This is a genomic window from Nitratireductor luteus (assembly GCF_026162365.1).
GTDB classification, from domain to species: domain Bacteria; phylum Pseudomonadota; class Alphaproteobacteria; order Rhizobiales; family Rhizobiaceae; genus Chelativorans; species Chelativorans luteus.
Window position 1 is genome coordinate 210951 of sequence record NZ_JAOANW010000004.1, and the last position, 12548, is coordinate 223498.

The 12548-nt window shown below is 65.1% G+C and carries 13 protein-coding genes; 10 read left to right on the plus strand and 3 right to left on the minus strand.

The window, feature by feature from the left end; genetic code table 11:
- Window positions 1-121 precede the first annotated feature (121 nt).
- Window positions 122-793, plus strand: a complete 672-nt coding sequence (locus N1058_RS06190) for a hypothetical protein (protein ID WP_265516628.1) — start codon at window positions 122-124, stop codon at window positions 791-793.
- A 42-nt stretch (window positions 794-835) separates the two neighbouring features.
- On the opposite strand, the gene N1058_RS06195 is transcribed toward N1058_RS06190, so the two are convergent.
- On the minus strand, window positions 836-1264 hold the full coding sequence (locus tag N1058_RS06195) for a nucleoside deaminase (RefSeq protein ID WP_338040631.1): 429 nt from the start codon (window positions 1262-1264) through the stop codon (window positions 836-838).
- Window positions 1265-1363: 99 nt separating this feature from the next.
- Between N1058_RS06195 and N1058_RS06200 the strand changes: the two genes are divergently transcribed.
- The 3 genes from N1058_RS06200 (at window position 1364) to N1058_RS06210 (ending at window position 4393) form a co-directional block, all read left to right on the plus strand.
- On the plus strand, window positions 1364-2854 hold the full coding sequence (locus N1058_RS06200) for a pseudouridine synthase (RefSeq protein WP_265516630.1): 1491 nt from the start codon (window positions 1364-1366) through the stop codon (window positions 2852-2854).
- A 2-nt stretch (window positions 2855-2856) separates the two neighbouring features.
- A complete protein-coding gene (gene rsmD, locus N1058_RS06205) occupies window positions 2857-3411 on the plus strand; it encodes a 16S rRNA (guanine(966)-N(2))-methyltransferase RsmD (RefSeq protein WP_265516631.1) in 555 nt (184 codons plus the stop codon).
- Between the two features lie 103 nt (window positions 3412-3514).
- Entirely contained in the window at window positions 3515-4393 is an 879-nt protein-coding gene (locus tag N1058_RS06210) for a patatin-like phospholipase family protein (protein WP_265516632.1), read from the plus strand.
- Window positions 4394-4519: 126 nt separating this feature from the next.
- Here N1058_RS06210 and N1058_RS06215 read toward each other — a convergent pair whose 3' ends face one another.
- Window positions 4520-6328 carry a monovalent cation:proton antiporter-2 (CPA2) family protein gene (locus tag N1058_RS06215; protein ID WP_265516633.1) on the minus strand — a complete coding sequence of 603 codons (1809 nt, stop codon included), beginning with the start codon at window positions 6326-6328 and terminating at the stop codon, window positions 4520-4522.
- A 139-nt stretch (window positions 6329-6467) separates the two neighbouring features.
- Between N1058_RS06215 and N1058_RS06220 the strand changes: the two genes are divergently transcribed.
- The 6 genes from N1058_RS06220 (at window position 6468) to lpxK (ending at window position 12278) form a co-directional block, all read left to right on the plus strand.
- Window positions 6468-7811, plus strand: coding sequence for a TldD/PmbA family protein (locus N1058_RS06220; protein ID WP_265516634.1), 1344 nt, complete (start codon window positions 6468-6470; stop codon window positions 7809-7811).
- A complete protein-coding gene (locus N1058_RS06225) occupies window positions 7798-8601 on the plus strand; it encodes a 3'(2'),5'-bisphosphate nucleotidase CysQ (RefSeq protein ID WP_265516635.1) in 804 nt (267 codons plus the stop codon). The genes N1058_RS06220 and N1058_RS06225 overlap by 14 nt, the downstream gene beginning before the upstream one ends.
- A 111-nt stretch (window positions 8602-8712) precedes the next feature.
- Window positions 8713-8958 (plus strand): DUF4170 domain-containing protein, encoded by a 246-nt coding sequence (locus tag N1058_RS06230; protein WP_265516636.1) that lies wholly within the window; start codon window positions 8713-8715, stop codon window positions 8956-8958.
- Complete coding sequence (locus tag N1058_RS06235; RefSeq protein ID WP_265516637.1) at window positions 8958-9746, plus strand: lysophospholipid acyltransferase family protein; 789 nt, start codon at window positions 8958-8960, stop codon at window positions 9744-9746. The genes N1058_RS06230 and N1058_RS06235 overlap by 1 nt, the downstream gene beginning before the upstream one ends.
- Before the next feature lie 172 nt (window positions 9747-9918).
- Window positions 9919-11238, plus strand: a complete 1320-nt coding sequence (gene waaA, locus N1058_RS06240) for a lipid IV(A) 3-deoxy-D-manno-octulosonic acid transferase (RefSeq protein WP_265516638.1) — start codon at window positions 9919-9921, stop codon at window positions 11236-11238.
- A gap of 8 nt (window positions 11239-11246) precedes the next feature.
- Window positions 11247-12278: a tetraacyldisaccharide 4'-kinase gene (lpxK, locus tag N1058_RS06245; RefSeq protein WP_265516777.1), complete on the plus strand. Its 1032-nt coding sequence runs from the start codon at window positions 11247-11249 to the stop codon at window positions 12276-12278.
- Here lpxK and N1058_RS06250 read toward each other — a convergent pair whose 3' ends face one another.
- The gene (locus N1058_RS06250) at window positions 12279-12509 is read right to left on the minus strand and encodes a DUF2093 domain-containing protein (protein ID WP_265516639.1); all 231 of its coding nucleotides are present in this window, start codon (window positions 12507-12509) and stop codon (window positions 12279-12281) included.
- Window positions 12510-12548: the final 39 nt, after the last annotated feature.

Sequence of the window (12548 nt, forward strand, 5' to 3'; positions counted from 1 at the left end):
AGCCGCCAGCGTCCGGTAAAAGGCGGCATGGATAGAGCGCCATCATGTCGTCGGATTTATCGGCGAGGAGGCGAAGAGATAAACGGGCTCGCGGGCCTGTCGGCGCTGAGGAGAACTGACGTTGACGAGTGTTAAGGGCGGCATCACCGCGTTGAGCCGTGGGCCGCGCGGAACCAGGATCGTGGCTGCGGCCAGCGTGTTTTCGGCTATTCTGCTGGCTGGCTGTGGCGGCCCCACCTACGGCACGGGCACGCCGGCCAACCAGCAATTGGTAGAGGACGTTACCGGCGCGCTGTCGCTTGCTCCCAAGAAAAGGGAATCCATCTCCTATGCGCCGCGTCCGGGCATCGTCCAGCCGGCTTCCAAGGAGGTGCTTCCCCCGCCGCAGGAGGACGTGGCCGGCGCCGACAATCCTGCTTGGCCGGAATCGCCGGAGGAGCGGCTTGCGCGTATCCGCGCCGAAGCGACGGCGAACCAGAACAACCCGTCCTACCGTCCCAATATCATTCAAGATGTGGATGGGGCAACGGCGGATGGAGTCTCACCCCTCGCCGCCAACGCTTCGCAGGCCGAACGCCGCGCGGAATTCTTCCGCCGCCAGAAAATCACCAAGCAGGGCAGCCCCACCACGCGCCGCTATCTGAGCGAGCCGCCTACCGAATACCGCCAGCCCGCGCCCACCGCGCCGGCAGACGAACTCGGCGAGGACGAGTGGAAGAAGGAGCGCCAGGCAAAGAGAGCCGCAGGTTCCGGAACCGGCGGCCTCCGCAACCTCATACCCTGGCTGAACTGAGGCGGAGAAAGCGCGGCACGGCAGCAAATCGCAGCTACAGGTCTAGCGCCTCTCCCTGAAGAACGCCTTTAGAAGATCGGCGGCCTCTCTCTCGCCCAGCCCGGCATAAACTTCCGGCGCATGATGGCAGGTGGGCTGGGTGAAGAAGCGCCCGCCGTGGAGCACCCCGCCGCCTTTTTCGTCCGGTGCCGCAAAGTATAGCCGTCTGATGCGGGCGAACGAGATCGCTCCGGCGCACATGGCGCAGGGCTCAAGCGTCACATAGAGATCGCAGTCGGCCAGGCGTTCGCTGGCAAGGGCTTGGCAGGCTTCGCGGATCGCCAGCAATTCGGCATGGGCGGTCGGATCGCCCAGTTCGCGCGTCCGGTTACCTGCCCGAGCGATCACCTTTGCGTCGCGGACCATGACCGCGCCCACGGGCACTTCGCCACGTGCGGCGGCACGGCGTGCCTCGTCGAGGGCAGGCTCCATGAAGCCTGAATATTTGTGTGGTTCCGCGCGCGCCAATCTTTTTGCTCGCAAGCTTGAATGCGACTTGATACCTACCCGCCTTGAAAGGCAAAGGCCACCATGAACGACAAACCATCCAAACCCCGGGGAAACCCGGACCGAAAAGCCGGAGACCGCAAGCCGGGCAAGGTTGCCTCGACCGGCAAGCCTCGCTTCGGCGGCAAGCCTGGCTTTCCGGCCAGGGAAGGCGCAAAACCCGAATTCGCCCGCAGGCCTGACAAGGCGCAGCGTGCGCCGCAAGGGTCACAGAAGCCATTGCAAGAGGACGGCAAGGCAGAGCCGGCTGCCGCCGGCGAGCGTATCGCCAAGCGGCTGGCGCGGGCCGGCGTTGCTTCGCGGCGCGATGCCGAAGCCATGATCGAGGCCGGACGTGTCAAGGTGAATGGCCGTGCCCTCGCTTCTCCCGCCTTCAATGTGAGCCCCGGCGACAAGATCGAGGTAGACGGGGCGCCCATACCGGATGCCGAGCGCACGCGGCTCTTCCTGTTCCACAAGCCGGCGGGCGTAGTGACGACGTCGCGCGACCCCGAGGGCCGGCGCACCATCTTCGACATCATGCCACCGGGCCTGCCGCGCCTGATCACCGTCGGCCGCCTCGATATCAACACCGAGGGCCTGCTCATCCTCACCAATGATGGCGGGCTGGCGCGCGTTCTGGAGTTGCCGTCGACCGGCTGGCTGCGCCGCTATCGCGTGCGCGTTCACGGCAAGGTCGACCCGCTGGCGCTGGCCGAGCTCGAAAAGGGTATAGCTGTCGACGGCGTTTATTACGGCGCCATCGAGGCGACGCTGGACCGCACGCAAGGAACCAATGCCTGGCTGACGCTGGGGCTGCGCGAGGGCAAGAACCGCGAAGTCAGGAACGTGCTGGGCTCGCTCGGCCTCGATGTGACGCGGCTGATCCGGATTTCCTACGGCCCGTTCCAGCTTGGCGCGCTTGCCGAAGGAGCGGTGCAGGAGATCAAAGGCCGTATGCTGCGCGATCAGCTCGGCGAGCGCCTGATTGCCGAAGCCGGCGCGGATTTTGACGCACCCATCACGACACCGTTCTCCAACAAGCCCGTGCGCGCCGAAAAGCCGGTGCGCGTTGCGCCAGTGGAAGCCCCGGAGGCCGAAACGCCGGCCCCGCGCCCGCCGCGCGAGCGCGAACGCGAAAGACAGCCGATCAACCGCAAGCGCGAGCGCGAGGAAAAGCGCGAGGAAATACGGGGCCGGCTGCAGACCAAGCCGCCGTCCAGGTCCACTGGCAAGCCCGCCGGCAAGCGCGACGACGAAAAGCGCAAGCCGATCGAAAGGCGCTCGCGCGCGGCCAATGTGTGGATGGCGCCGGGCGCACGCCCGCTGGGCACAAAGAAGCGCGAGGAAAAAGCGGCTGCCGATGCCCGAAGCGAAAGGCGTGGCGCGGCTGGACCGGACCGCGCGAAGGAAAGGTCCGGAACCGACAAGCCGCGCCGCGACGACCGCAAGGGGGCATCGCGACCGCATGGCCCGCGCAAGCCTTCGCCAAGCCGAGGATCCAAGGGCCCCCCCAAGGGACCTAAGGACCGTTGACGATGCGCGTCGTCGGCGGACGGATGCGGGGCAGACGGCTGGCCTCGCCCGAGGACGACACGATCCGTCCGACCACCGACCGCGCGCGCGAATCGCTCTTCAACGTACTCGAGCATGGCTATCCGGGCAGCCTCGACGGCGTTCGCGTGCTCGATCTTTTTGCCGGAACGGGCGCGCTCGGCATCGAAGCAATTTCGCGCGGAGCGGCATATTGCCTGTTCGTCGAGGAGCAGGGCGCTTCGCGCGCGCTCATCCGTGAGAATGTGGAGACACTCGGGCTTCAGGGGCACACCCGGATATTCCGTCGCGACGCAGCCCGTCTCGGCCCGATCGGCACGATGCAGCCCTTTGGCCTCGTTTTCGCCGATCCGCCCTACGGCAAGGGGCTCGGCGAACGGGCCATTGCTTCGGCGCTCGAAGGGGGCTGGCTGCTGCCGGATGCGCTGGTGCTTGTGGAGGAGGCGTCGGTCTCGCCGTTTCAGCCGCCGGAAGGCCTGACCCTGGCGGAACGGCGCGAATATGCTTCCTCCGTGATCACCATTTGCCGCGTTGCCTGAATTCCCGTGCCCGGGGTGCATCCCCAGGGACCGGCTTTTTGTTGCATCCGGGGTCTTCATTCGGCGATGATGCCGGCCTCGTGCAATATGAGGAATGCGTAGAGTGGCCGAAGAAGTACTCGATCCCGTAGTCACACGGCCGGGCGCCGGCGCAGGGCCGACCTTCGCGCTCGCGCTTGGCGGCGGCGGCGCGCGAGGGCTGGCCCACATCCACGCCATCGATGCGCTCGACGAACTCGGCATCCGCCCAGCCGTCATCTCCGGCTCGTCCATCGGAGCCCTCATGGGCGCCGGCATGGCCGCGGGCATGAGCGGCGCGCAAATCCGCGATCATGCCTATTCGATCCTGTCGAGCCGCGCCGAGGTGGTCAGCCGCGTCTGGCGCTCAAGGCCCGCCAGCCTGTCGGAAATGGTGGAAGGTGGGCTGCGTCTCGGCCAGTTCAACGCCGAGCGGGTGATCGCCGCCTTCCTGCCTCCGAATATTCCGGACCGGTTCGAGGCGCTGCAGATCCCGCTCCGGGTGACGGCGACGGACTATTACGGACATCACCTGGCGGTGTTCGACAGCGGCGACCTCAATTCGGCGCTGGCCGCCTCAGCCGCGCTGCCGGCGGTCTTCCGGCCGGTGCAGCGGGATGGGCGCACGCTCATCGACGGCGGCATTTACAATCCCGTTCCCTTCGACCTGCTTCAAGGGATGGCCGATGTGGTCATTGCCGTCGACGTGGTGGGCGCACCGACCGTCAAGACCGCCAAGGTGCCGAGCGCCATCGAAATGATGTTCGGCGCGACGCAACTGATGATGCAGTCGATCATATCGATGAAGCTGCAGAGCACGCGGCCGGACATTCTGCTGCGGCCGGCGGTCTCGCGATTCCGGGTGCTGGATTTCCTCAAGATCGACGCGATTCTCAAAGAGACGTCCGGGATCAAGGACGAACTCAAGCGCGCAGTCGAGCGCGCGATCGAGAGCAGAGTCTGATACCGAGGACACCGGTGCGCCATGCGTTCATTAGGATGCGCAAAGGACGCTCCATCTTGTTGTTTTCTTCATTTATGCGGACGTCAGGTGGTTCCGCCTGACCGCAAAAGGCCATGATGCCCTGTATCAGCCCCGATCAGCGATCACCTTTTCATCCCGGTTCAGCCGGCGCGCCTGGCGGCTTGGCTTGATCAACGGTTCGGGTGTGACCGGGCGGGTGTGCATCCTGTCCTGTCCAGCCGACAGGCCGTCCACCGCCTGGATTTCGAGGCGTTCCTCGTCGCGGCGGCGCACGTCGTCCGTGATGGCGCGAGCGACCTCCTCTTCCGTGCCCAGCACCTTGAGTGACATCTGGCCGAACACGAGGGCCGATTCCAGCGTTTCGCGGAGTTCGTATTCCACGCCGCGCGCTCTCAGCGAAAGCGCGTGCGCCCGGTCGTAGGAGCGGACGAAAAGCTTCACGTCGGGGTATTCGGAACGGATAAGGTCGACGATCATATCCGTCTGGGCACGGCCGTTGACGCACACGGCGACGACCTTCGCTCGCCTGATGCCGGCCGCTTCCAGCACCTCCTTGCGGCGGCCGTCGCCGAAATAGATGCGGAAACCGAACTTCTCGACCGTGCGCACACGGGCGGCGGAGTGGTCGATGATGGTGACGTCGCTGCCGCCGGCCAGAAGCACCTGCGAGGCGATCTGGCCGAAGCGCGAGAAGCCGATCATCAGCACGTCCGCCCCCGCGCCCTCGAAATCCTCCTCCATCTCCTCGGGCGTATCGCCGCGCACCAACCGCTCGCCGATACGGACCGTAAGCGGCGTCAACGCCATCGACAGCGTCACCACGGCGGTCAGCAGCGAGGCCATCGCCGGGGCGAAGATGAGCGCGGCCGAGGCGGCGGTGAAAAGCACGAAGCCGAATTCGCCGCCCTGCGGCAGCAGCGACGCTATCCGCAGGGCATTGTCATGGTCGGAGCCGAAAATGCGACATATTCCATAGAGGATAACGGCCTTCGCCAGCATGAGCGCGGGCACGGCGAGAACCACGACCAGCCAGTTTTCCAACACGACGCCGAGATCGAGCGAAAGCCCGATGGCCATGAAGAACAGGCCGAGCAGGATGCCGCGAAAGGGTTCGATATTCGCAGTGAGCTCGTGCCTGAAGGAAGAATCGGCCAAAAGCACGCCAGCGATGAAAGCACCCAACGCCATGGAGAGGCCGGCGACCTGCAACAGGGTGGCGGATCCGAGCACGACGAGGAGCGCGGTTGCGATCATCGCCTCCTTCGCGCCGGACTGGGCGATGAGGCGGAACAGCGGGTTGAGCAGGTAGCGTCCGGCGATCACCAGGGCGGCAATGGAGGCCAGCGCCACCGCGAACCGCGTTCCGCTGATGGCGTCGGCGCCTTCACCACCCGGCGAAAGCAGCGGCACGAGCGCCAGAAGTGGAGCGATCGCGATATCCTGGAAAAGCAGGATGGAGAACGATTTTTGCCCGAAGCCGGTATTGAGCAGACCCTGGCCCTCCAGTGTCTGCACCGCGAAGGCGGTGGATGACAGGGCAAGGCCGAAACCGACGATAATGGCGGCCGAAATCGAAAATCCGGGCAGGAACGATGCCAGCAGCGCCAGCACGGCGCCCGTCATCAGAACCTGCGCGAGCCCCAGCCCGAAGATGTCGCGGCGCATGGCCCAAAGCCTGGATGGCTTGAGCTCGAGCCCTATGATGAAAAGCAGAAAGACCACGCCGAGCTCGGCCACATGCAGCAGTTCTTCACCGTCCGAGATAAGACGGGCGACAGGGCCGATGGCGACGCCTGCGGCCAGATAGCCCAGGATGGTGCCGAGCCCGATGCGCTGGAACAGCGGTGCGGCGATGACGGCAGCCATCAGTAAAAGGAGAGGTTCCTGGTAGATGCCGGTAGTGGTTGCCTCCATCCGTGTTCCCCGCCTGGTTCGCCATAGTCTTTGCGGCCATATGACATTCTCACGCCATTGCGCTACCGCTCCCGGAACCATAAATGGTTGACCATGCCATGTCTCGCCACTTTCCTCCCTCAAACCAGCGGGTGAACGGATGACCGGATCATCGGATGAGAAACAGCTTCTGGACCGCGTCGCCTCGCTTGTCGAGGCGGCAAAGAAGGCCGGTGCGGATGCCGCCGACGCGGTGGTGATCCGGTCGCGGTCGCGCAACGTCTCCGTGCGCCTGGGCAAGGTCGAGGGTACCGAATCGTCCGAAAGCGACGACATGTCCTTGCGGGTCTTTGTCGGGCAGCGCGTGGCCAGCGTATCGGCGACCACGGCGTCCGATCCGGCCTCGCTCGCTGTGCGCGCCGTCGCCATGGCCCGCGTGTCGCCGGAAGATGCATTCGCCGGCCTTGCCGATCCCGACAAGCTCGCCCGGCGGTTCGCCGATCTTGATCTGGTTGATCCGACCGAGGTCTCGCCCGACCGCTTGAGGGACGACGCGCTGGCGGCCGAGGAGGTGGCGCTTGCCGTGCCCGGCGTGACCAATTCGTCGGGTGCCGGCGCCAGCGCCGGTTCCGGCGGACTGGTTCTTGCGACCTCTCAGGGCTTCGTCGGCCAATATGCCGCGACCCGCTTCTCCCGCTCGGTCAGTGTGATCGCCGGCGAGGGCACCGGAATGGAGCGCGACTACGATTTTTCCTCCCGGCTTCACTTTGCCGACCTCGATACGCCGGAGAAGATCGGCCGCACCGCAGGCGAGCGCGCGGCGCGCCGGCTGGGCGCTCGCAAGGTTCCCACCGGCAGATATCCCGTCATCTATGATTCCCGCGTGGCAAGGGGCATCGCCGGCCACATCGCGGGTGCCATCAATGGCGCCTCGGTGGCACGCAAGACGAGCTTTCTGCGCGACCGAATGGGCAAGCAGATCGCTTCCGCCGACATCACCATAACGGACGACCCGACGCGCGTACGCGGGCAGGCCTCCCGTCCCTTCGACGGCGAAGGCGTGGCCGGTGTTCCGATCGTGCCTGTGAGGAACGGGGTTCTGGAGGCCTGGCTATTATCCTCCTCCGTGGGGCGCGAGCTGGGGCTCGAGACCAACGGTCGTGGTGCCCGCGCTTCCTCTTCGGTCAACCCGTCCTCGACCAATTTCGCCATCGAGCCGGGGGAGACGGATCGCGACGATCTGATCAGCGGGATCAAGGCCGGACTCTACGTGACCGAGGTCTTCGGCCAGGGCGTCAATATGATTACCGGCGAATACAGCCGAGGGGCGGCGGGCTTCTGGATCGAGAACGGGGTGATTGCCCATCCCGTTTCCGAGATCACCATCGCCGGGAACATGAAGGACATGTTCCTGAACATGACGCCGGCAAGCGACCTCGACCGCAACTACGGCACGGCGGCGCCGACCCTGCTTATCGAGGGCATGACCATTGCGGGAGAGTGAGCCGCGTCATGCCGAACATGCCGAAGACCTGACGCTGATCGAGACGGCGGCGCGCGAGGCGGGCGAAATCGCCATGCGCTATTTCCGGCGCGATCCGGAGGTCTGGATGAAGGCGGGCGACTCTCCCGTTAGCGCCGCCGACTTGGCCGTCGATGCATTTCTCAAGTCGACGCTGCTTGCCGCCCGCCCTGATTATGGCTGGCTGTCTGAGGAGACGGTCGACAACGCCGAACGGCTCGCCGCGCGGCGTACTTTCGTGGTCGATCCCATCGACGGCACGCGCGCGTTTATCGACGGGCGCAAGGTCTGGTGCATCAGCATCGCCGTCGTGGAAGACGGCCGCAGCCTGGCCGGCGTGCTCGATTGTCCGGCCAGCGACGAGATTTTCACGGCTGCCGCCGGCGCGGGCGCCTGTATGAACGGCGTGCGCATCGGCGTGCGGAAGGACCAGCCTGACATCGCCATGGGCGGTCCGAAAGCCATGATCGATAGATTGCCTCCGCAGCTGCGCGAGCGCATCACGCCGCACGGATATATCCCGTCGCTCGCCTATCGTATCGCGCTCGTGGCGCGCGGCACGCTGGATGCGACCTTCGTCAAACCGGCTTCCCACGACTGGGATCTCGCGGCGGCCGATCTTCTTCTATCGGAAGCCGGCGGCCAGATCGTGGATGCGTCGATGCGCCGCCCGCGTTATGCCGGCCCCAACCCGAAACTGGGGTCGCTGGCAGCGGGGAGCGGCGACATTCTGCGCTCCATGGCGAAGGTTCTGGCGGAACTCCCGGTCTAGCAGCAACTTATTGTTGCCTCCTCACGCGAATGGTTTCAAAAGTGGGCCGGTTCATTTACATGACGCGCAAGTTCTGCGTCGCATTGACGAAAAATCAGATGGGACGAATGGATGGCTGAAGAAACCGAGAGCCGGCAATTGCTTCACCTGGTCTTCGGCGGCGAGCTGAAGTCGCTGACGGGGACCGAGTTCAAGGATATCGACGCGCTCGACATTGTCGGCATCTATCCCAACTATCGGGCGGCCGAGGCGGCATGGCGGTCCAAGGCGCAGGAAACCGTGGACAATGCCCATATGCGCTATTTCGTTGTTCACCTGCACCGCTTCCTCGATCCTGGCGCAGGCAAGGCCGGCTGATGAAGAATGAAGCCGCGGCCGCTTCGACGGTGGTTGACGTGAAGGCCGGGTCCCGCAGGCGGCGGCCTTTCAAGGCGCTCTGGCGGCGGATACGCAAGCCGCTGGCAAGGTCGCGTGTCGTCAAGCAGGTGGTCGCGTCGCTGCTGGCCAATACGATACGCTTCATCGCCTTTACAAATCCCCCCGTGAAGGGTTCGCACGATCCTCGAAAAGCGATTGCCGAGCATACGCCCGCCATCGCCGCGCTCTGGCATGGCCAGCATATCCTGGGGCCGACGATCAATCCGCCGAAGCACAAGCTGGTCGCGCTGTTTTCGCGCAGCGCGGATGCCGAACTCAACGCGCTGGTAGCCCAGAAGCTGGGCTTCGACGTCGTGCGCGGTTCGGGCGGACGCGAAGGGCACAGCGCCAAGAAGGGTGGCGCTGCAGCGCTGATCCAACTCAAGCGGACCATCGACAAAGGCTGCAACGTCGCCATGATCGCCGACATCCCGCATGGCACGCCGCGCGAGGCCGGGTTGGGCATCGTCACGCTGGCGCGGTTGGCGGGCCGACCCATCGTTCCCGTGGCGATCGCCACCAGCCGCCGCAAGGTTCTGGAACGGACTTGGGACAAGACGACCATCAACCTGCCTTTCGGCCGCAGCGCAGTCGTGATGGGCGATCCCATCCACGTGCCCGCCGACGCCAGCGACGAGCTCATGGAAGAAAAGCGCCGCGAAGTCACGGACGCGCTCAATCTTGCCACGCGCGACGCCTATAAGCTCGTCGACAAGCAATTCCGCTGAGAGAGCGTCTGGAAATGGATGAGAGCGGCCTGCAAATGGCGATTTCCTGTGCTCCGGTGCTCACGTACCCAATGTACGCCCCGCTCGTCGCTGCGCGGCCCCAAACATCACCATTTTCGCCTCCCTTATCCATTTTCAGGTCTCTGATGGGGCGATCTCTGATGGGCAGGCAATGAGCGAACGCTGGGCACGCACCATACTCACCACCTATCGCTGGGCAGGTGCGGCAGCATATCCGCTGGTCGGCGGCTATATTGCCTGGCGCGTGAACAAGGGCAAGGAAGAGCGGACGCGACGCCATGAACGCTATGGCAGGCCGAGCCACGAGCGCCCGGAAGGACCGCTCATATGGGTACATGCGGCCAGCGTCGGCGAGACCATCGCCGTAACCGAGCTGATCGAGCATTTCCTGGGGGCCGGCATCAAGATCGTTCTGACGACGGGTACCGTCACTTCTGCGTCCGTGGCGAACGAACGGCTCGGCGGCCGGGTCATCCATCAATATGTGCCGCTGGACCTGAAGCCGGCGGTTAGCCGCTTCCTCAACCACTGGCGTCCCGATCTCGCCATCATGGCCGAATCCGAGATCTGGCCGATGACGATTCTCGAGCTTGGCGCCCGACGGGTTCCCCAGGTCCTCGTCAATGGCCGCATGTCCGACCGATCCTTCAAGAGCTGGCGCAAGCGCTCTTTCCTTGCCGAGGCGCTGTTCGAGAACCTTGCCCATGTCGTCGCCCAGTCGGAAGTCGACGGCGAGCGGTTCCGCAAGCTTGGCGCGCGGCCGGTCACTGTCTCGGGCAACCTCAAGGTGGACACGCAGCACCCGCCGGTGGATGCCGGGACGCTCGCAACCATCAAGGGCCAGATCGGCAGCCGCCGAACATGGGCCGCCGTGTCGACCCACAACGGCGAAGAAATGGCGGCGGCCAACGTTCACAAGATGCTGCGCAAGCGCCACCCGGATCTTCTGTCCATCGTCGTGCCACGTCATCCCGAGCGCGCTCCGGCGCTGAAGGCCGAAATGGAGGCGCGCGACCTGAAAGTGATTTGCCGCAGCACCGGCGAGCCCATTGCTGCCGACACCGACATCCTTCTTGGCGATACGATCGGCGAAATGGGGCTTTATCTACGCCTGACGGAGATTGCCTTCGTTGGCCGCTCGCTGACCGGCAGTGGCGGCCAGAACCCGATCGAGCCGGCGATGCTGGGGACCGCCGTCCTTTCCGGCTGCAACGTACAGAATTTCCGCGACGCCTATCGCCGGCTGATCGACAGCGGAGGTGCGCGGCTGGTGCGCGATACGCAGATGCTGGCCGGCGCCGTGAACTATCTCCTCAACAACGCCGACAAGCGCGACGAGATGATCGCGGCGGGCCGGCATACGGTTGAGGAGATGTCCGGCGCGCTGACGCGCACGCTGACGGCGCTTGAACCTTTCATCCATCCGCTCATCGTGCAAAGCCGCCTGCAGCGCGGCAACGGCAGGACTTAGCGATGGCGGTGAGCAGTGAAGCGCCGCCGTTCTGGTGGGAGAAGCCCGATTGGCGTGCCTGGGCGCTGTGGCCGGCCTCCGCCATCTATGGCGCCGTCGCATCCACCCGCATACGGACCGCGCCACGCGAGAAGCTGCCGGCGGCGGTTCTGTGCGTGGGAAACCTTACCGTTGGTGGCGAAGGCAAGACGCCCGTTGCAATTGCGCTGGGCAAGCAGGCCCGGAAGGATGGCCATAAGGTCGGATTCCTTTCCCGCGGCTTCGGCGGCAGCCTTTCCCAACCCCATCTCGTCGATGCCAGGCACGATGCGGTGCACCATGTGGGCGACGAGCCGCTGCTGCTCGCGCGGCATGCCCCGGTCGTCGTTTCGCCGGACCGGGTGGCGGGTGCACGACGGCTGATCGAGGAGGGCTGCAACTTCCTCATCATGGACGATGGCTTCCAGAGTGCCCGCATTCACATGGACTACGCGCTGATCGTCGTGGATGCGCGGCGCGGGCTCGGCAACGGCCATGTCATACCGGGCGGGCCGCTGCGCGCGCCGGTCGTCAACCAGCTTCGGTTCGCCGATGCGGTGGTGACCATGGGGCAGGGGGATGCCGCCCAATATGTCGTGCGCCGCGCGGCGCGGGCCGGCAAGCCCGTCTATCACGCCCACGCCAAGCCGCTGAAGACGCGCGGCTTGAAAGGAGCCCGTGTGCTAGCTTTCGCGGGTATCGGCAATCCGGACAAATTCTACGCCACCTTGCGCGAAATCGGGGCCGAACTGGTGGCGACCAGATCCTTTCCCGACCACTATCAGTTCTCAGAGGATGATTTGTCGGAGCTTTCCGCCCAGGCACAATCCGAGGCGTTGCAGCTGGTGTCGACGGAGAAGGATCTGGTGCGCCTGTCGAGCGGCCACAGGCCCATGCGGGAATTCGCCAAATCGGTCCGGGCTTTGCCTGTCGAGGCCGCTTTCGAGACAGAAGATACGCCCGGCGCGATCATCCGCCAGACAATTGTGGCCTGGCGCGAGCGGATGCTGAAGGGCGGCTGATCAGGCGCGCTTGCGCAGTTCCGGATCGAGCTCGAGTTCGCGCGCGAGCGAGGTTTCGGCGCTCGAATAGGCTTCCTGACGCGCGACGCTCCAATATTTCAGTTCCTCAAGCGGAATGGCCTCGCCGGAAACGGCACACCGCACGAAGGCACCCGGCGTCAGCACCTGGAAATCGCCATCGAGATAGCGCACCCGTGCTTCGCGCGCGCCGGGTCCTTCAAAACGGTTCATCGCAATCGCCTCGTCATTCCGCTCTTGCGCCATAAAGCG

Bases quoted from the DNA above. Each gene is read 5' to 3' on its own strand.
- N1058_RS06195 (WP_338040631.1), bottom strand. From the start codon at position 1,264: ATGGAGCCTGCCCTCGACGAGGCACGCCGTGCCGCCGCACGTGGCGAA.
- N1058_RS06200 (WP_265516630.1), top strand. From the start codon at position 1,364: ATGAACGACAAACCATCCAAACCCCGGGGAAACCCGGACCGAAAAGCC.
- rsmD (WP_265516631.1), top strand. From the start codon at position 2,857: ATGCGCGTCGTCGGCGGACGGATGCGGGGCAGACGGCTGGCCTCGCCC.
- N1058_RS06215 (WP_265516633.1), bottom strand. From the start codon at position 6,328: ATGGAGGCAACCACTACCGGCATCTACCAGGAACCTCTCCTTTTACTG.
- N1058_RS06220 (WP_265516634.1), top strand. From the start codon at position 6,468: ATGACCGGATCATCGGATGAGAAACAGCTTCTGGACCGCGTCGCCTCG.
- N1058_RS06230 (WP_265516636.1), top strand. From the start codon at position 8,713: ATGGCTGAAGAAACCGAGAGCCGGCAATTGCTTCACCTGGTCTTCGGC.
- N1058_RS06235 (WP_265516637.1), top strand. From the start codon at position 8,958: ATGAAGAATGAAGCCGCGGCCGCTTCGACGGTGGTTGACGTGAAGGCC.
- waaA (WP_265516638.1), top strand. From the start codon at position 9,919: ATGAGCGAACGCTGGGCACGCACCATACTCACCACCTATCGCTGGGCA.
- N1058_RS06250 (WP_265516639.1), bottom strand. From the start codon at position 12,509: ATGAACCGTTTTGAAGGACCCGGCGCGCGCGAAGCACGGGTGCGCTAT.